Raw genomic sequence first — 17,750 nt, forward strand, 5'->3', positions numbered from 1 at the left:
CGCACTTCCCAGATCCCGAAGGATTCCTGCCATGGCCTCCGCCATCCACACCACGGCCGCCGCGCTGATCGCACGTTCCCACCGTCTCGGCTCCGACCCGCGCAACACCAACTACGCGGGCGGCAACACCTCCGCGAAGGGGACCGGGACCGACCCGGCGACCGGCGGCGACGTCGAACTCCTCTGGGTCAAGGGGTCCGGCGGCGACCTCGGCACCCTCACCGGATCCGGCCTGGCCGCGCTCCGGCTGGACCGGCTGCTCGCCCTCAAGGACGTCTACCCGGGGGTGGAGCGCGAGGACGAAATGGTCGCCGCCTTCGACTACTGCCTGCACGGAAGAGGCGGTGCCGCCCCCTCCATCGACACCGCCATGCACGGCCTGGTCGACGCCGCGCACGTGGACCACCTCCACCCGGACTCGGGCATCGCCCTGGCCTGCGCCTCGGACGGCGAGAAGCTGACCGCCGACTGCTTCGGCGACAAGGTCGTCTGGGTGCCCTGGCGCCGCCCCGGTTTCCAGCTCGGCCTGGACATCGCCGCGATCAAGGAGGCGAACCCGCAGGCCGTCGGCTGCGTCCTCGGCGGCCACGGCATCACCGCCTGGGGCGACACCTCCGAGGAGTGCGAGGCCAACTCGCTCTTCATCATCCGCACCGCCGAGGAGTACCTCGTGCGGAAGGGCAAGGCCGAGCCCTTCGGCCCGGTACTCCCCGGGTACGAGCCGCTGCCCGAGGCCGAGCGCCGGGAGCGTGCCGCCGCCCTGGCCCCCGTGATCCGCGGCCTGGCCTCCCAGGACCGCCCGCAGGTCGGCCACTTCGACGACACCGGGGCCGTACTGGACTTCGTGTCCCGGGCCGAACACCCCCGGCTCGCCGCACTCGGCACGTCCTGCCCCGACCACTTCCTCCGTACCAAGGTGCGCCCGCTGGTCCTGGACCTGCCGGCCGGCGCGCCGCTGGACGAGGCGGTCGCGCGGCTGAAGGAGCTGCACCAGGAGTACCGGGCGGAGTACCGCGCGTACTACGACCGGCACGCCACCGCCGACTCCCCCGCACTGCGCGGGGCCGACCCGGCGATCGTGCTGGTGCCGGGCGTCGGCATGTTCTCCTTCGGAAAGGACAAGCAGACCGCCCGGGTGGCCGGGGAGTTCTACCTCAACGCCGTCAACGTGATGCGCGGCGCCGAGGCGGTCTCCAGCTACGCGCCCATCGAGGAGTCGGAGAAGTTCCGCATCGAGTACTGGGCGCTGGAGGAGGCCAAGCTCCAGCGGATGCCGAAGCCCAAGCCCCTCGCCACCCGGGTCGCGCTCGTCACGGGTGCCGGCAGCGGTATCGGCAGGGCCATCGCGCACCGTCTCGTCGCCGAGGGCGCCTGCGTCGTCGTCGCCGACCTGAACGCGGAGACCGCCGCGGCCGTCGCCGAGGAGCTGGGCGGCCCGGACAAGGCGGTCGCCGTCACGGTGAACGTCACCTCCGAGGAGCAGATCACCGAGGCGTTCAGGGCCGCCGCGCTCGCCTTCGGCGGTGTGGACCTGGTCGTCAACAACGCCGGGATCTCCATCTCCAAGCCGCTCCTGGAGACCACGGCCGAGGACTGGGACCTCCAGCACGACATCATGGCCCGCGGCTCGTTCCTCGTCTCGCGCGAGGCCGCCCGGGTGATGACCGCGCAGGGGCTCGGCGGCGACATCGTGTACATCGCTTCCAAGAACGCCGTCTTCGCCGGACCGAACAACATCGCCTACTCCGCCACCAAGGCGGACCAGGCCCACCAGGTCAGGCTGCTCGCCGCCGAACTCGGCGGGCACGGCATCCGCGTCAACGGCGTCAACCCCGACGGGGTGGTCCGGGGCTCGGGCATCTTCGCCGCGGGCTGGGGTGCCCAGCGTGCCGCGACCTACGGCATCGAGGAGGAGAAGCTCGGCGAGTTCTACGCCCAGCGCACCCTCCTCAAGCGCGAGGTGCTCCCGGAGCACGTCGCAAGCGCGGTCTTCGCGCTCACCGGCGGCGACCTCACCCACACCACCGGGCTCCACGTCCCGGTCGACGCGGGAGTGGCAGCGGCTTTCCTGCGCTGACGAGCGGCCGGGGGTGTCCGGTGTCCGCCGGGCTCCGGACACCCCCGTCGGCCGTCCCCCGCTCCCCACGTGCTTCCTGCTCGTTTCCCTCGCTCACCTGATCCACGATCAGCCGTTCGCCGCGGAGGCTATCCCCGTGACCACCACACCGCCCTCCTCGGCCTTCCGTTCGGCGTTCGCCGCGGTCGACCTCGGCGCAACCAGCGGACGGGTGATCCTGGGCCGGGTCGGCCCGGACAACCTCGACCTCACCGAGGTGCACCGTTTCCCCAACACCCCCGTCCGTCTGCCCGACGGACTGCGCTGGGACGTCCTCGCCCTCTTCCAGGGCGTGCTCGACGGGCTGCGCGAGGCGGCCCGGGCGGGCGGTGTGAGCTCCGTCGGCGTGGACACCTGGGCCGTGGACTACGGGCTCCTCGACGCGGACGGTTCACTCCTCGGCTCGCCGCACCACTACCGGGACACCCGCACCGACGGGGTGGCCGAGCGGGTGTGGGCCACGGTCGGGCCCGAGGAGCTGTACCGGATCACGGGCCTCCAACACCTGCCGTTCAACACCGTGTTCCAGCTCGCCTCCGCCGCCGGGAGCGCCCAGCTGGGCGCCGCGCGCACGCTGCTCCTCGTGCCCGACCTGCTCGTCCACTGGCTGACCGGTTCCGTCGGCGCCGAGGAGACCAACGCCTCCACCACGGGCCTCCTCGACGCCCGCACCGGCGGCTGGTCCAAGAGCGTCCTCGAACCGCTCGGGATCGACCCCGCGCTGCTGCCCGCGCTGCGGGCGCCGGGCGACCCGGCCGGCACGCTGTTGCCGCATGTCGCCGCGTACACCGGTCTGGACGCCCGTACCCCGGTGACCACCGTCGCCTCGCACGACACCGCGTCCGCCGTCGTCGCCGTCCCGGCCACCGGGCCCGGCTTCGCGTACATCTCCTGCGGCACCTGGTCGCTGGCGGGCCTCGAACTGGACGCGCCGGTGCTGACGGAGGCGTCCAGGGCCGCCAACTTCACCAACGAGCGCGGCGTCGACGGCACCATCCGCTATCTGCGGAACATCATGGGCATGTGGCTGTTCGAGGAGTGCCGGCGCGCCTGGGAGCAGCAGGGGCTGCCCACGCACATCCCGGACCTGCTCGCCGAGGCCGCCCGCGCCACTCCGTTCGCCTCGCTCATCGACCCGGACGCCCCCGAGTTCATGGCCCCCGGCGACATGCCCGGCCGTATCCGGGAGTACTGCCGCCGCACGGGCCAGCCGCTCCCGGACGGCCAGGGACCGCTGGTCCGCTGCATCCTGGAGAGCCTCGCACTGGCCCACCGGCGTACGCTGCGTCAGGCCGCCGGGCTGGCCGGCCGTGAGCTCACCCGCGTCCACCTCGTCGGTGGGGGCTCGCGCAACGACCTGCTCTGCCGGCTCACCGCCGATGCCACCGGACTGCCCGTCGTCGCCGGCCCCACCGAGGCCACCGCGCTCGGCAACATTCTCGTCCAGGCCAGGTCCGCCGGACTCGTCGGAGACCTCGCGTCGATGCGCCGGCTCGTCGCCGCCACCCAGCACCTGCGGCACTACCGCCCCCGGGGCGACGCGGCTGCCTGGGACGCGGCGGCCGCCCGGCTGGACGGCTACGGCGGCGTGTGACCCCTCGCCCCAAGCCGTGCACGGCCGCGCGCTGTGAGCCCGCGTCCGCGGCGGGCAGTTCACTGCCTTGTCCCTGGCCCGGACGGAGGGAACCAGGTGAGACCGGGCCCGGGGCGGAGGACGGAAGGCCGGCAGAGGACGGCCGCACGGAGAGGGCCGGCACCGTTCCGGCGCGGGCGGGCGGCGCCGGGACCGCTCAGCCGATCCGGGCGGCCAGGATCGCGATGTCGTCCGTCTTGCCCTTGCCGAAGGTGTCCAGCAGGGTGTCGCAGAGCTCCTCCAGCTCCGGCGAGGAGGCCGCGAGGGTACGGTCCAGCGCGGCCATGCTGTCGTCGAGGTCCTCGCCCGGGACTTCGATCAGCCCGTCCGTCAGCAACAGCAGCGTCGAACCCGCGGGCACCTCATGAGGTACGGCAGGCGCGTGCGGAAGGCTGAGTCCGAGCAGCGGGCCGTGTTCGGTGAGGTAGCGGGTGGAGCCGTCGGGGTGTCGCAGCAGCGGCGGGATGTGGCCCGCGTTGGCGATGTGCACCCGGCGTCCGCCCGGCTCCACCAGCACCAGGCAGACGGTGACGGTGATGGACGGCCGCAGGCGGACGAGCAGGGCGTCCAGCCGGGTGAGCAGTGTCCGCGGATCGTGCCCCTCGATGGCGTACGCGCGCAGGGCGTGGCGTACCTCGCCCATGATCATGGCGGCCTTGAGGGAGTGTCCGGCCACGTCTCCGATGGCCAGGAGCAGGCCGGCCGGGGTCTCGATGGCCTCGTAGAAGTCGCCGCCGATCTCCGCGAGGTCGGCCGCCGGTTCGTAGCGGACGGCCATGTCCACACCCGGTACGTCGGGCAGCCGGTCCGGCAGGAAGGTGCGCTGCAGCGCCAGCACGAGGGCGTGCTCCTCGCTGTGGCTGCGCAGCGCCTCCAGGGCCAGGGCACACGCCTGGGCGAGTTGGGAGAGCAGCTCGCGGTCGTCGGCGCCGACGAGTGTCGCGGCGTCGACGGCGAGCGCGACCGGCGGGCGGCCCCGCTTGGTACGCGCCAGGACCAGTGCGACCCGGTCGGGGAAGACGTCGGTGTGGCTGTTTCCGTCCCGGCAGACGGCCTCCCTCCACTCGGCGCCCGACAGGACGGCGATCTCCGTGCCGGTGCCGTCGCCGAGGGCTTTCTCCGACAGGAGGTCCAGCAGGCGGGGGTCGCCGTGCGCCAGGGCGACCGGCGGCTCTCCGGCGCCTCGGGGGCGGCCCGCCTGCCGCGGCACGAGGTAGACGGTCTGGCCCTCGGGGCTGAGGGCTACGGCCACGGCGGGCGAGTACATCAGCGCGGCGGCTCCGGCCGCCGCCGCGTGGGTGAAGGACTCGCCGTCCCTCGCCGCGTACACGGCGAGGGTGCTGCTGTTCAGCGCGGCGACCCGGGTCGCGAGCCGCTCGGCGCGGCGGCGGGCGCGGGCGTATCTGAGGGCGGCGGTGACGGTCGCCAGGAGTTCGTCCGGGGCGATCGGTTCGGTGAGGTAGGCGTCGGCGCCCCGGTGCAGCCCCTGGGTGCGGTCGCTCACCTCGATCGCCGTGGCGGAGACGTGGATGACGGGCAGATGAGCGGTCCGGGGGTCGGCCTTGATCTGCTCGCACACCTCGAAACCGCTCATGTCCGGCAGTTTCACGTCGACGATCGCGAGTTCGGGCAGCAGTGCGTCGGGGGACTTCGCGAGCAGCGCGAGGCCTTCGGCACCGTCGGCGGCCTCCACGACCGTGTGTCCGGCGCGGCGCAGCCAGCTTCCCACGATGTAACGGTTGGTGTCGTTGTCGTCGAGAACCATGACCGTGGCGACCGCACTGTCCGCGTGCGGGTGGGGGTGGGGGTGGGGACTCATCTCGTGCCGCTTTCTCCGGCCCCGTGGGGGGCCTCGTCCGGGACCGGTTCCTGCTCCGGAGAGGTCCCGAACGCGTCGGCCAGCCGGGCGAGGTCCAGCGTCGACTTGTCGAGCACGGCCCGTGCGTGGCTCAGACGTTCGTGGTCCAGCGTCTCGTCGGCGGCCGAGGTGATGACGATCACCGGGATGCCTGACAGATCGCTGTCGCCCGCGAGTTCCGCCAGTACGTCGTAGCCGTCCATGTCGGGCATGTGCAGGTCGAGCAGGACCGCGTCGGGGTGTTCCCGGCGGATCGTGTCGGCCGCCCGGCCGCCCTCGCCCACCTCGACGACGCGGTCGGCGAGTCGCGCGAGTACGGGGCGCAGGGTGCTGCGGAAGACCTCGTCGTCGTCGACGGTGACGAGGAGTGCCAGCTGTGCGGGGGCGGGGTGCCCGGCGTGCGCGGGACGGGCTCCGGGCGGAGCGGCGGGAAGCCGTACGGTGACCTCGGTGCCCTGTCCCGGGGTGCTGACGAGGACGAGGCTGCCGCCGAGGAGCTCGGTGAGGCGCCGCGCGTAGGGCAGCCCGAGTCCGGTCCCGGAGCGCCCGCGCTGGTGCGCTCCGCGCACCTGGTAGAACTCCTCGAACACCTGGTGCTGTTCCTCCGGCGGGATGCCGACGCCGGTGTCGGTCACGGTGAAGACGACCTCCGCGCCGCGCTCGCCGTTCCCGGCCGCCACGTCGAGCCGGACGGTTCCCTCCTCGGTGAACTTGAGCGCGTTGGTCAGCAGGTTGCGCAGGATGCGGGTGAGCATGACCTCGTCGCTGACGAGGGTGGCGCCCGGGTGCGGGCCGGCCACGGAGAGCGTGACGCCTTCCCCGGTCGCGTACCCCCGCAGTGTGCCGTGCAGCTGGCCGAGGGTGGCACGCAGGTCGACAGGCTCCCAGTGGGGTTCCAGGCGTCCGGATTCGGCCTTGGCGACGTCGAGCAGCTCGTCGACGAGGGCGAGGAGGGTGGCGCCGGAGGCCGAGATCATCGAGATCCGCCTGCGCTGCTCCTCGTCGAGGCTCTCCCCGTCGATGTCGAGGAGCAATCGGGCCAGGCCCACCACGGAGTTGACCGGGGCGCGCAGTTCGTGGCTGACGTTGGCCCAGAACCGGGTCTTCGCCTCGCTCGCGTCGCGCAGCTGACTCGACTTCTCCTCGAGTTCGGCGTAGAGGGCCACCACTCCGCGGTTTGTCTCCTCGAGTTCCTCCGACAGTTCGGAGTAGAGGGCCACCACCCCCCGGTTGGTCTCCTCCAGCTCGTCGTTGAGGCGGCGGAGTTCCTCGCGCTGGGCCCGCGACTCCTCCAGAGCGGCGATCAGGTCGATGGTCTGCGCGCGGGCGTCCTCCAGCTCCGTCGATCCCCGGTGCGCGCTGAGGACGTCCTGGGCCCGGCGGAGGCTGTCGGGGGTGGTGGCGTCGGCCGAGAGCTGCTGTTCGATCGTCACGGCCCGTCCCTCCGGGTCGTGCAGGGTCGGTACGAGCCGCGAGGCGGCCTCGATCGACTCGCGCCCGGGGCCCGGTCCGTCCCGCCAGAGAACGGCGACCCGTAGGACCGGGGACCCGCCCGGCACCGTGCCGAACGTGACCCTGAGCCCGGACGAGCCGAGGACGTCCCGGCCCAGTTCGCTGAGGGCGGTGGCGAGGCGTATCTGGTCCTGCCGTTCGACCCCCAGGGCTTCGGCGACCGCCTTGCCGCTGCGCCGGAGCAGGAAGATGTCCTGCTCGGTGGCGAGCGTGATGGTGGCCAGAGGAGCGGATCCTCCTGCGGTGGAAAGTGTCACCACGCCCCCTTCGCGACCGCTACTCCGGCGTCGTCGCGGCGTACTCCGGCCTCGCGCAGCAGTTGGGCCGCGGCGACCAGCGGGGAGTGTGCCAGCAGGCCGGGCAGGGACGCCGGCTGCCAGCGCTCGGTCAGCCCGTCGGAGTGCATGATCACGCCGCTGCCACGGGGCAGTTCCTGGCTGACCGTGCGCAGGGTCGGGAGCTGGTGGCCGACGATGCCGGGCGCGGACAGCAGGGAGCGGCGGGTGTTCGTGGCCGGGTCGACGACGAAGGTACTGACGTTCCCCACCCCGCAGAAGGAGAGGGTGCGTACACCGGGTTCGATGCGCACGACGGCGACCGCTCCCCCGCGTCCGCCGCGCAGCGCCGTGTGGATCTCCCGGATCACGCCGTCGGGGGACTGCGCGCGGCCGTCCCTGAAAGCGGTGACGGCGGCGTCGGCCGCACGGCCGGCCAGCGGCCCGTGGCCGAGGCCGTCGCAGAACATGAGCAGCAGCGCGGGGCCGTCCGGCGAAGGATCATCCCCCTGCTCTCCGCTCTTCGGCTCGCGTGGCATCGCGGACGCCGTCGGGGCGTCGGTGCGGGACCTGCCGAATCCGGTCAGCGCGGACCAGTCCAGGGCGTTGGGCACCTCCCGTCCGACGGTTCGCCGTGCCTGCTGCGGCTCGGGAGCCCGGGCGCCGACGGGCCGGGCCGCCCAGGCGTCCCCGCACGCCTCTTCGCCGGTGATGGGCCGGGTGAGCCCCGCGACGACGGGCTCCCCCGCGGTCGCGGCCCGCCCGGCCGCCTGCTTCGTCCAGAAGCGGGCGGCCAGCACGGTCCCGTGGTCCGGCACGGAGTGGATGTCGAGGGAATCGGCGAGGCGTGTGATCGCGCCGAGTCCGATGCCGAGCGTCCCGGCCGAGGACACGCCGTCGGTCAGCGAATGGCTCACGTCGGCCATGCCCGGGCCCGCGTCGATGGTGACGATTTCGACACCCGCGTCGTCCGCCGTGCGTACCGCGCGCAGCAGCAGGGTGCCGTCCACGGCATGTTTCTCCAGGTTGGTCGCCGCCTCGCTCACCGCGAGGGCGACCTCGGCGCAGCGCTGCTCGTCGAAGCCGAGGCGCCGCGCCAGGGTGGACGCGGCCCCCCTCGCGGCGGCCGGCAGGGAGTGCGTGTCGCGGAACCAGGCGATGTCCTGCGAGTCCAGCATCGGCAGGGTCAGCGGGCCCATTTGGTCACCGCGATCTGGGTGCCGCGGCCGACCTCGGTGTCCAGGGTGAAGTCGTCCACCAGCCGGCGTGCTCCGCTGAGGCCCAGGCCGAGACCGCCGCCGGAGGTCCATCCGTCGGTGAGCGCGAGGTCCAGGTCGGGAATCCCCGGCCCGGAGTCCTCGAAGACGGCGGTCACGCCGAGGCGGCCGTTGCGGCGGACCAGGCCGGTGCGCATGACGCCGCCACCGCCGTACACCAGGGTGTTGCGGGCGAGTTCACTGGCCGCGGTGACCAGTTTCGTCTGGTCGACCAGCGACAGCTTGCACCGCTGGGCGAGGGTGCGGACGAGTTGGCGGGCCCGGACCACGTCGTCGTTCGACGCGACCGGGACCGTCTCGTGCTCGCCCTCCGGAACGGACGGGAGCCCGCTCACGGCCGTGCCGGACGGCGGTTGTCCGACCGGGCCAGGATGTCCAGCCCCTTCTCCAGGGTCAGGGCGGTGCGCACACCGCCGAGTGACAGGCCCAGCTCGACCAGGGTGATGGCGACGGCGGGCCGCATGCCCACGACGACGGTCTCCGCGTCGAGCATCCGCGAGATGGCCGCCGTGGAGGCCAGCATCCTGCCCACGAAGGAGTCGACGATCTCCACCGCGGTGATGTCGATGACCACGCCGCTCGCGCCCGTGGCGACGATGCGGGCGGCGAGGTCGTCCTGGAGATCGAGGACGGTCTGGTCTTCCAGATCCACCTGGATGGACACCAGGAGGACCTCGCCGATCTTCAGTACGGGTACGCGCTCGCTCACGCCCGGCCGCCCGAGGTGGCGAGGCCGCTGTCGGCCCGGCGCAGCGCGTGCTTCAGCGCGTCCGCGAGCGTCGCCTTGGTGACGATGTCGCCGAACTGGATGCCCAGCGCCACGATGGTCTGGGCGATCTGCGGGCGGATGCCGGAGATGGTGCACTCCGCGCCCATGAGCCGGGCGGCGACGACCGTCTTGAGCAGGTGCTGGGCGACCTCGGTGTCCACCGCGGGGACACCGGTGATGTCGATGATGGCCTGGTCGGAGCCGGTGTCGACGAGCGTCTGCAGCAGCTTCTCCATCACCACCTGGGTGCGCGCCGAGTCGAGGGTGCCCACGAGCGGAACGGCGACGACGCCGTCCCACAGCTTCACGACCGGGGTGGAGAGCTCCATCAGCTGTTCGGACTGGGCGCTGATGATCTCCTCGCGCGCCCTGGAGTAGACCTCGATCGTGTACAGGCCGAGGGCGTCCAGGAGCGTGCCGAACCGCAGGTATGCGTGGATGTCGGCGGCCGACGTGTCCCCGGTCGGCGCGAGGAGCTCCTTGCAGGCGAAGACGCTGGTCGCCGTCTCCGTCGGGGTGAACCCCTGGCGGGCGCGGTTGCGCGACAGCTCGCCCAGGAGCGCCCGGACCTCGGCGTACTCCTCGGCGTGCGCGTCCAGGCCGCCCACGCGCAGTGCCTCCACCAGTGCGGTGTACAGCTCACGCAGTTCACGGTCCAGCTCGGCCAGGGAGACGCGCCCGCGCAACGTGCGCGAGACCGACTCAACCCAGGCGGCCTCCAGCGATTCACGCTGCTCGGTGAGAAGCGTGACGATCCTCGCCGATATGTCTTGTTCCGCCACCACGGCGATCCCCTCCAGTTGCGTCCCGTCGATACGGGTCGTTCTTCGCAGCGTAAGCCATTGTTTCGCCCCTCCGGGCGCTGCCCGGCTTGCGACGAATGCCACATGCGCCAGGCCCGGGCGAGCACCTCTCGACAGAGGGATCGAGCCACCCTCCACCCGGTCGGAGCCCGACGGCAAACATGCCGGAGGCATGTACCTGGACACACGGGAGGTCGCACCCCCGCAGGCCGTTCTGTCGCGGGTCCGGCCCAGCCTCCACGCGGCGCGGGCTGCCGCCCCACCACGCAGACCCCGCCTGCCCCGACATCAACGCCCCTAATCCTCCACAACCGGCCCCGGTCCTTCACACGGGAATTCCACGTGCCCGGCGACGGAAAGGGTGGTGCCACCACCACGGGGACCCCTCATATGGTTAGGTTAGGCATACCTAAGTTCACGTCAGCCCGAATCCACCGTTCTGGAGCACCGGTATGCGTACACACAGCAGCCACCCCGCCCGGCCGACCCCTGCCGAGCGCGTGCGGTCCGTCCTCGGAGTCGCCCGGTCGATGACGGTGGTGAGCGACGGCAGGCGCCACGAGGTCCACCGGCTCGACGAGGACGGCGGCGCCATGGGGGCCGTCCATCTGCACGCTCCGGACGACGGCGCCCTCTCCCCCACGTCTCCGCGCGTCCCCGTACGCCTGGAGCTCACCGACATCGCCCCCACGTCCGTACGCGACCGGCTGCGGGCCCGGGTCACCCTCACCGGCCTCATGGAGGCCCCCTACGACGACGGGTCCCCCGCGTCGACGTGCGTGGAGTTCGGGCAGGCCGTCCTGGAGTGCGACGGGGACCGGCACTTCGTGACGATGGAGGAGCTCGAAGCGGCGCCGCTCGACCCGACGGCCACCAGCGAGGCGGGCATGCTGATGCATCTCGTGGACAGCCACCAGGAGTTGGTCCCGCTCCTGGTGCGCCTGGTACGCCCGCGCCCCACGCGCGGGATGCTCCGCGCGGTCCCGCTGGCGTTGGACCGCTACGGCATGACGCTGCGACTGGAGTTCCCCGGCAGCCATCAGGACGAGCGACTGCCGTTCGCCACCCCGATCACCGGCCTCGAACAGGCCGGCCCCCGGATCCACGCACTGCTGTCCGCCGCCCGCCGCGCGTCCCACCTCGGCCCGCTGCTCACCTGACAGGACTGCCACCCCTGCGCCAACCCATCGGTAGCGCACCAAGACTGACCGCACGTCATATGAGGTGGAGGTGTACATCTCCCGGATCGGGTTATCCGGATGTCACACAGAGGAGTGCCCCGGACTCCTGACAGAAGGAGACAGCGATGCCGCTCACCTTTCGGAAGAGTTTCCAGATCCTGCCCGGCGTGCGTCTCAACATCAACCGCCACTCGTGGTCCGTCACCACGGGCGGTAAGCACGGCCCGAAGCGCACCAGGAGCAGTTCCGGACGCCGCACCACGTCCATGAACCTGCCCGGCCCCTTCGGCTGGCGCAAGACCCGGCAGGCGCACCGAGGCTGACCACCGCCGCACGGAAACGGGGACCCGGCTCATCACCGGGTCCCCGTTTCCGTGCGCGCGCACGAGCCCTGGCGAGGTGCCCGCCGCAGGAGTGGGCGGGGTCCACTGTTCGCGCGAGCAACGCGTCGAAGCCGCTCGCGCCCCGATCGGCGCCCCACCCCGGCGCCGGTCCGGCTCCCACCCCTCGACGCCGCCGGGCCGACGGTACGTCAGCAGGCGGCGCGCCAACCGCGGCGCGCGTCACACGGGGCGGCCGGGGATGCCGGACGGGGCCGGCCCTGGGCGGGCCGCCGGGCCGAAACACCGCGCGGCGATGCGGGGTCCAGGGCTCCGGATCGCACGCCGAGTTGTCCCGAACTCCGCCGTTTCGCCACGCGACTCTCCTGTAACACCCTTGACACACAGCACCATTTGCCTCCCTACTGGTCTCCGCATCCCACTTTGACAACGTTGTCCAACCATCGTCCGGGGAGGAATGGCTCGGTATGCAGCCACCACTTGATCTTCGTTTCCACGCGGGTTCGCGTCGGAGACACAGCGTCGCGGCCCTCGCAGCGGCCCTCGTACTGGCCGGAGCGAGCCCCTCACTCGCCGCCGTGCCGCAGAACGGCTCCCACGGCGCCTCGGGCAACCAGACGTTCAGCTCGTCCTTCGAGGCCGACCAGAGCCAGCCCGACTGGCGCAGCACCGTGGAGACCGGCCCGGACGGCAAGGGTCTCTCGCAGGGCGTCGACGGCGGCTTCTCCGGCGGCATCGCGGGCAACGTCACCGACCGGGTGACGGACGTTCGCGCCAGCGACGAGAACGCGGGCGGCGGCGAGGTCAAGGAGAACCTGGTCGACGTCTCTCCCGCCACCAAGTGGCTGGGCTTCAAGCCCACCGGCTGGGTCGAGTTCGACCTCAGCGAGGCGACCAAGGTGACGACGTACGCGCTGACGTCCGCCAACGACCACGACGAGCGCGACCCGCAGGACTGGGTCCTCAAGGGGTCGGCCGACGGCGAGACGTGGACGACGCTCGACACGCGTACCGGTGAGACCTTCGGCGAGCGTCTCCAGACCCGCTCGTTCGACATCGCCGAGCCGGCCGCGTACCAGCACTTCCGCCTGGAGTTCACCAAGAACCACGGCGCCTCGGACGCGATCCAGCTCGCCGACGTCCAGTTCTCGGACGGCGACACCTCCGCCCCGGTGCCGGACGAGATGCGCACCGTCGTGGACAAGGGCCCCTCCGACTCGCCGACGGCGAAGTCGGGTGCGGGCTTCACCGGCACCAAGGCGCTGCGTTACGCGGGTACCCACAAGGACAAGGGCCGCGCGTACTCGTACAACAAGGTCTTCGACGTCAACACGCCGGTGACCCGTACGACCCAGCTGTCGTACCTGGTCTACCCGCAGATGACGAAGACGGACCTGGCCTACCCGGCCACGCACGTCGCGGTGGACCTGGCCTTCACCGACGGCACGTACCTGAGCAAGCTGGGTGCGACCGACACCAACGGCGGCGCGCTGACCCCGCAGGGCCAGGCGGACGCCAAGCGGCTGTACGTCAACCAGTGGAACAAGGTCGCCTCGGACATCGGCACGGTCGCGGCGGGCAAGACCATCGACCGGATCCTGGTGGCGTACGACTCGAACAGCGGCCCCTCGCAGTTCCAGGGCTGGCTGGACGACATATCGATCGCCCCGAAGGCCCCCGCGAAGCCCAAGGCGCACCTGTCGGACTACGCGCTGACGACCCGCGGCACGAACTCCAGCGGCAGCTTCTCGCGCGGCAACAACATTCCGGCGACCGCCGTGCCGGAGGGCTTCAACTTCTGGACCCCGGTGACCAATGCCGGTTCCACGGACTGGATCTACGACTACGCGCGCGGCAACAACGCGGACAACCTCCCCACCCTGCAGGCGTTCAGCGCCAGCCACGAGCCGAGCCCGTGGATGGGTGACCGGCAGACGTTCCAGCTGATGCCGTCCGTCGCCTCCGGCACGCCGGACGCGTCGCGGGCCGCCCGCGCGCTGCCGTTCCGTCACGAGAACGAGACGGCGACGCCGCAGTACTACGGCGTGAAGTTCGAGAACGGCCTCAAGGCCGAGATGACGCCGACCGACCACGCGGCCCGCATGCGGTTCACCTACCCCGGTGACGACGCGAGCATCGTCTTCGACAACGTCAACAACCTGGGCGGGCTGACGCTGGACCCGGCCACCAGCTCCTTCACCGGCTACTCCGACGTGAAGAGCGGCGGCTCCACGGGCGCCACCCGGCTGTTCGTGTACGGCGTCTTCGACTCCGAGGTCACCGCGAGCGGCAAGCTCACCGGTGGTGGCGGCGACAACGTGACCGGGTACTTCCGGTTCGACGCGGGCAAGGACAAGCAGGTCGGGCTCCGTCTGGCCACCTCGCTGATCAGCGTCGACCAGGCGAAGGACAACCTCGCCCAGGAGATCCCGGCGTCGACCTCCTTCGAGCAGGTCCGGAAGAAGGCCCAGCGCGCCTGGGACGACATCCTGGGCAAGGTCGAGGTCGAGGGTGCCACCGAGGACCAGCTGACCACGCTGTACTCCAGCATGTACCGGCTGTACCTGTACCCGAACTCCGGTTTCGAGCAGGTCAAGGGCGTGAGCACCTACGCCAGCCCGTTCGTCTCCAAGACCGGCACGGACACCCCGACGAACACCGGCGCGAAGCTCGTCAAGGGCAAGGTGTACGTCAACAACGGCTTCTGGGACACCTACCGCACCACGTGGCCCGCCTACTCCTTCCTGACGCCGAAGAAGGCCGGCGAGATGGTGGACGGGTTCGTGCAGCAGTACAAGGACGGCGGCTGGATCTCCCGCTGGTCGTCCCCGGGTTACTCGGACCTGATGACCGGCACCAGCTCGGACGTGGCGTTCGCGGACGCGTACGTCAAGGGCGTGGACTTCGACGCGGAAGCGGCGTACGACGCGGCCGTGAAGAACGCCACCGTCGCCCCGCCGTCCTCGGGCGTCGGGCGCAAGGGGATGGAGACCTCGGTCTTCACCGGTTACGCCAACACGTCGACGCACGAGGGCCTGTCCTGGTCGCTGGAGGGTTACCTCAACGACTACGGAATCGGCCAGATGGGCAAGGCGCTCTACGCGAAGACGAAGAACAAGCGCTACGAGGAGGAGTCCGAGTACTTCCTCAACCGCGCGCAGAACTACGTGAAGCTCTTCGACAAGGACGCCGGCTTCTTCCAGGGCAAGAACGCCGACGGCAGCTGGCGCGTCCCTTCCGCGGACTACGACCCGCGCATCTGGGGCAACGACTACACGGAGACCGACGGCTGGGGCTACGCCTTCACCGCGGTCCAGGACACCCGCGGCCTCGCCAACCTGTACGGCGGCCAGGACGGTCTCGCCCAGAAGCTCGACTCGTACTTCTCCACCCCTGAGACCGCGGCCCAGGAGTTCACCGGCTCGTACGGTGGCGTCATCCACGAGATGACCGAGGCGCGCGACGTGCGCATGGGCCAGTACGGCCACAGCAACCAGGTCGCGCACCACGTGACCTACATGTACGACGCCGCGGGTCAGCCGTCCAAGACGCAGGAGAAGGTCCGCGAGGTGCTGGGCCGCCTGTACGGGGGCAGCGAGATCGGCCAGGGCTACCACGGCGACGAGGACAACGGCGAGCAGTCCGGCTGGTTCCTCTTCTCCTCCCTCGGCTTCTACCCGCTGGTCATGGGCAGTGGCGAGTACGCGGTCGGTTCGCCGCTCTTCACCAAGGCCACCGTGCACCTGGAGAACGGCCGCACCCTCACGGTGAAGGCCCCGAAGAACAGCACGAAGAACATCTACGTCCAGGGCCTGAAGGTCAACGGCAAGAAGTGGACCTCCACGAGCCTGCCGAGCGACCTCCTCGCCAAGGGCGGCGTGCTCGACTTCGACATGGGATCCAAGCCCTCCTCGTGGGGCACCGGCAAGAAGGCCGGCCCCGTCTCCCTCACCAAGGACGACAAGGTGCCCGCGCCGAAGCAGGACGTGCTGAAGGGTGACGGCGCACTGTTCGACGACACCTCCGCCACGTCGGCCGAGGCCACCGGGACGGTCGGGCTGCCGGTCGCGAAGGCGACGAAGGCCGTCCAGTACACCCTGACGTCGGCGAAGGCCGGCACGGCCCCGAAGGGCTGGGTGCTCCAGGGCTCCTCGGACGGCAAGAAGTGGAAGGACCTCGACAAGCGGTCCGGCCAGACCTTCGCCTACGGGCAGCAGACCCGGGTGTTCTCGGTGACCCGGCCGGGCGACTACCAGCACTACCGCCTGGTGCTGGACGGCACGTCGACCCTCTCCGAGATCGAACTGATCTCCTGAACCGGGCGGGTCCGTGGGCGGCGGCCCACGGACCCGCTCGCTCTCGCACGCGCCGGCGGCCGGCACCCTCTGCCCGGGGTGCCGGCCGCCGGTTTTTCGCGTCCTCGCCGGGTGAGCGGGCGGTTTCACACACCGAGGCGAGGGACGTCGGTGCTCCCGGCGTCCGCCTCGGGGGCGATGCCGTGCTGCTCGTCCTCGGGGCGCCCCTGCGCGGGCAGCAGGAAGGTGATCGCGAGGAAGGCCGCCAGCAGGCCCGCCTGGACGATCAACGCGTGGTGGATGCCGGCGGTGAAGTCACCGGCCTCGGCGCGGTCGAAGAACACCGACCCGAAGACCGCGACCCCGAGGGAACCGCCGACCGCCTGGACCGCCGACAGGACGCCGGAGGCGGATCCGATCTCGTCGTCGTCGACCGCGGCGAGGACGAAGCTGAACAGGGCGGCGATCACCATTCCGGCACCGACGCCCGCCACCGCCACGCCCGGGGCGATGTCCCGGATGGAGAACGAGGCCGCGTCGAGGCCGTCGAGTTCGCTCCACAGCAGCGCCGCGCCGGCGAGCTGGACGACCGGTCCGATCTGCAGCACCCTGCGGCCGATCCTGTCGGCGAGGAACGCGCCGCTGACGGCGCCGCCGATCGCGGTGCCCACCGCGAGCGGCAGGTTGCCCAGTCCCGCCTCCCCCGCGGTGAAGTGCCGGCCGATCTGGAGGTAGAGGGTCAGCACGAGCTGGGTGCCGACCAGCCCGCCGAAGAACAGGGCGATGCCGCCGAGTCCGACGGCGAAGGCGGGCTTGCGCAGCAGCCCCGGGGCCACCAGCGGTTCGCGGCCCCCGGCTGCGGCCCGGCGCTGCTCCACGGCGAACAGGACGAACCCGACCGCCGCGGCGGCCATGGACAGCCAGGTCCACAGCGGCCATCCGTTCTCCTGGCCCTGGTTCAGCGGCAGGACGAGCAGGGCGCAGGACGCCGCCACGAGGGCCGCGCCGGCGGTGTTGACGCGCACGGCGCGATCGCCCGCCTTCTTCGGTACGAACGTCGCGGCGACGATCAGTGCGGCGAGGCCGATGGGCAGGTTGACCAGAAAAACCGCCCGCCAGCCCAGGCCGAAGAAGTCGCCCTCGATGAGGAAGCCACCGAGAACGGGGCCGATGATGCCGCCCAGCCCCAGCACGGGGCCGAAGATCCCGAAGACCTTGGTGAGCTCGGAGCCGGAGAAGTTCTCCCGCAGCAGGCCCAGACCCTGGGGAAGGAGCATGGCCCCGGCGGCGCCCTGCAGCAGACGGAAGGTGATCAGCGACTCGATGTTCGGTGCGACGGCGCACAGCAGCGAGCTCGCGGTGAAGGCGGCCAGGCCGATCAGGAACATCCGGCGCCGGCCGTAACGGTCACCGAGCCGGCCACCGAGGATCAGCCCGGCGCCCAGAGTGAGGGCGTAGCCGCCGATCACCCATTGCAGGCCGACGGAGCCGGCGCCGAGAGACCTCTCCAGGTCCGGTCCGGCGACGTTGACGATCGAGGCGTCGAGGAGGTCCATGATCTCCGCGACGAGCATCGCCACCAGGATCAGCCATCGCCACCGGTAGGGCGCGGTCGTCCCGTCGGGGGTGGTGGGGGGATTGCCCATGCCAGATACCTCCATGGTGAAGTAATTCCACCATGAAGGTAAAG

At 71.4% G+C, this 17,750-nt stretch carries 12 protein-coding genes; 5 read left to right on the plus strand and 7 right to left on the minus strand.

Features of this window, described 5'->3' with window-relative positions:
* The first annotated feature begins 31 nt into the window (after window positions 1-31).
* Both ACFZAX_RS13340 and ACFZAX_RS13345 read left to right on the plus strand, forming a co-directional pair.
* On the plus strand, window positions 32-2,077 hold the full coding sequence (locus ACFZAX_RS13340) for a bifunctional aldolase/short-chain dehydrogenase (protein WP_390961363.1): 2,046 nt from the start codon (window positions 32-34) through the stop codon (window positions 2,075-2,077).
* Between the two features lie 136 nt (window positions 2,078-2,213).
* Window positions 2,214-3,710 (plus strand): FGGY-family carbohydrate kinase, encoded by a 1,497-nt coding sequence (locus ACFZAX_RS13345; protein ID WP_390961365.1) that lies wholly within the window; start codon window positions 2,214-2,216, stop codon window positions 3,708-3,710.
* 196 nt (window positions 3,711-3,906) lie between these two features.
* On the opposite strand, the gene ACFZAX_RS13350 is transcribed toward ACFZAX_RS13345, so the two are convergent.
* Genes ACFZAX_RS13350 through ACFZAX_RS13375 form a run of 6 tightly spaced genes read right to left on the minus strand, consistent with a single transcriptional unit; the run spans window position 3,907 to window position 10,222 of the window.
* The gene (locus ACFZAX_RS13350) at window positions 3,907-5,568 is read right to left on the minus strand and encodes a SpoIIE family protein phosphatase (protein ID WP_390961367.1); all 1,662 of its coding nucleotides are present in this window, start codon (window positions 5,566-5,568) and stop codon (window positions 3,907-3,909) included.
* Window positions 5,565-7,376 carry an ATP-binding protein gene (locus tag ACFZAX_RS13355; protein WP_390961369.1) on the minus strand — a complete coding sequence of 604 codons (1,812 nt, stop codon included), beginning with the start codon at window positions 7,374-7,376 and terminating at the stop codon, window positions 5,565-5,567. Before ACFZAX_RS13355 ends, ACFZAX_RS13350 begins: the two co-directional genes overlap by 4 nt.
* Window positions 7,373-8,593, minus strand: a complete 1,221-nt coding sequence (locus tag ACFZAX_RS13360; protein ID WP_390961372.1) for an ATP-binding protein — start codon at window positions 8,591-8,593, stop codon at window positions 7,373-7,375. Before ACFZAX_RS13360 ends, ACFZAX_RS13355 begins: the two co-directional genes overlap by 4 nt.
* The gene (locus tag ACFZAX_RS13365) at window positions 8,581-9,006 is read right to left on the minus strand and encodes an anti-sigma regulatory factor (RefSeq protein WP_266714803.1); all 426 of its coding nucleotides are present in this window, start codon (window positions 9,004-9,006) and stop codon (window positions 8,581-8,583) included. The genes ACFZAX_RS13360 and ACFZAX_RS13365 overlap by 13 nt, the downstream gene beginning before the upstream one ends.
* Window positions 9,003-9,380, minus strand: a complete 378-nt coding sequence (locus ACFZAX_RS13370) for an STAS domain-containing protein (RefSeq protein ID WP_390961374.1) — start codon at window positions 9,378-9,380, stop codon at window positions 9,003-9,005. Before ACFZAX_RS13370 ends, ACFZAX_RS13365 begins: the two co-directional genes overlap by 4 nt.
* Window positions 9,377-10,222, minus strand: a complete 846-nt coding sequence (locus ACFZAX_RS13375) for an RsbRD N-terminal domain-containing protein (RefSeq protein ID WP_390961540.1) — start codon at window positions 10,220-10,222, stop codon at window positions 9,377-9,379. Before ACFZAX_RS13375 ends, ACFZAX_RS13370 begins: the two co-directional genes overlap by 4 nt.
* Window positions 10,223-10,695: 473 nt before the next feature.
* On the opposite strand from ACFZAX_RS13375, the gene ACFZAX_RS13380 reads away from it, so the two are divergent.
* From ACFZAX_RS13380 to ACFZAX_RS13390, 3 genes are all read left to right on the plus strand, one after another.
* Window positions 10,696-11,403 carry a DUF2470 domain-containing protein gene (locus ACFZAX_RS13380; protein ID WP_390961376.1) on the plus strand — a complete coding sequence of 236 codons (708 nt, stop codon included), beginning with the start codon at window positions 10,696-10,698 and terminating at the stop codon, window positions 11,401-11,403.
* 146 nt (window positions 11,404-11,549) lie between these two features.
* Entirely contained in the window at window positions 11,550-11,747 is a 198-nt protein-coding gene (locus tag ACFZAX_RS13385) for a DUF4236 domain-containing protein (RefSeq protein ID WP_327179324.1), read from the plus strand.
* Window positions 11,748-12,232: 485 nt separating this feature from the next.
* Window positions 12,233-16,081: a GH92 family glycosyl hydrolase gene (locus ACFZAX_RS13390; RefSeq protein ID WP_390961379.1), complete on the plus strand. Its 3,849-nt coding sequence runs from the start codon at window positions 12,233-12,235 to the stop codon at window positions 16,079-16,081.
* A gap of 125 nt (window positions 16,082-16,206) precedes the next feature.
* Here ACFZAX_RS13390 and ACFZAX_RS13395 read toward each other — a convergent pair whose 3' ends face one another.
* The gene (locus ACFZAX_RS13395) at window positions 16,207-17,706 is read right to left on the minus strand and encodes an MFS transporter (RefSeq protein WP_390961381.1); all 1,500 of its coding nucleotides are present in this window, start codon (window positions 17,704-17,706) and stop codon (window positions 16,207-16,209) included.
* Between the last annotated feature and the right edge of the window lie 44 nt (window positions 17,707-17,750).

The sequence above is a fragment of the Streptomyces sp. NPDC008125 genome (assembly GCF_042957125.1).
Classification (GTDB): domain Bacteria; phylum Actinomycetota; class Actinomycetes; order Streptomycetales; family Streptomycetaceae; genus Streptomyces.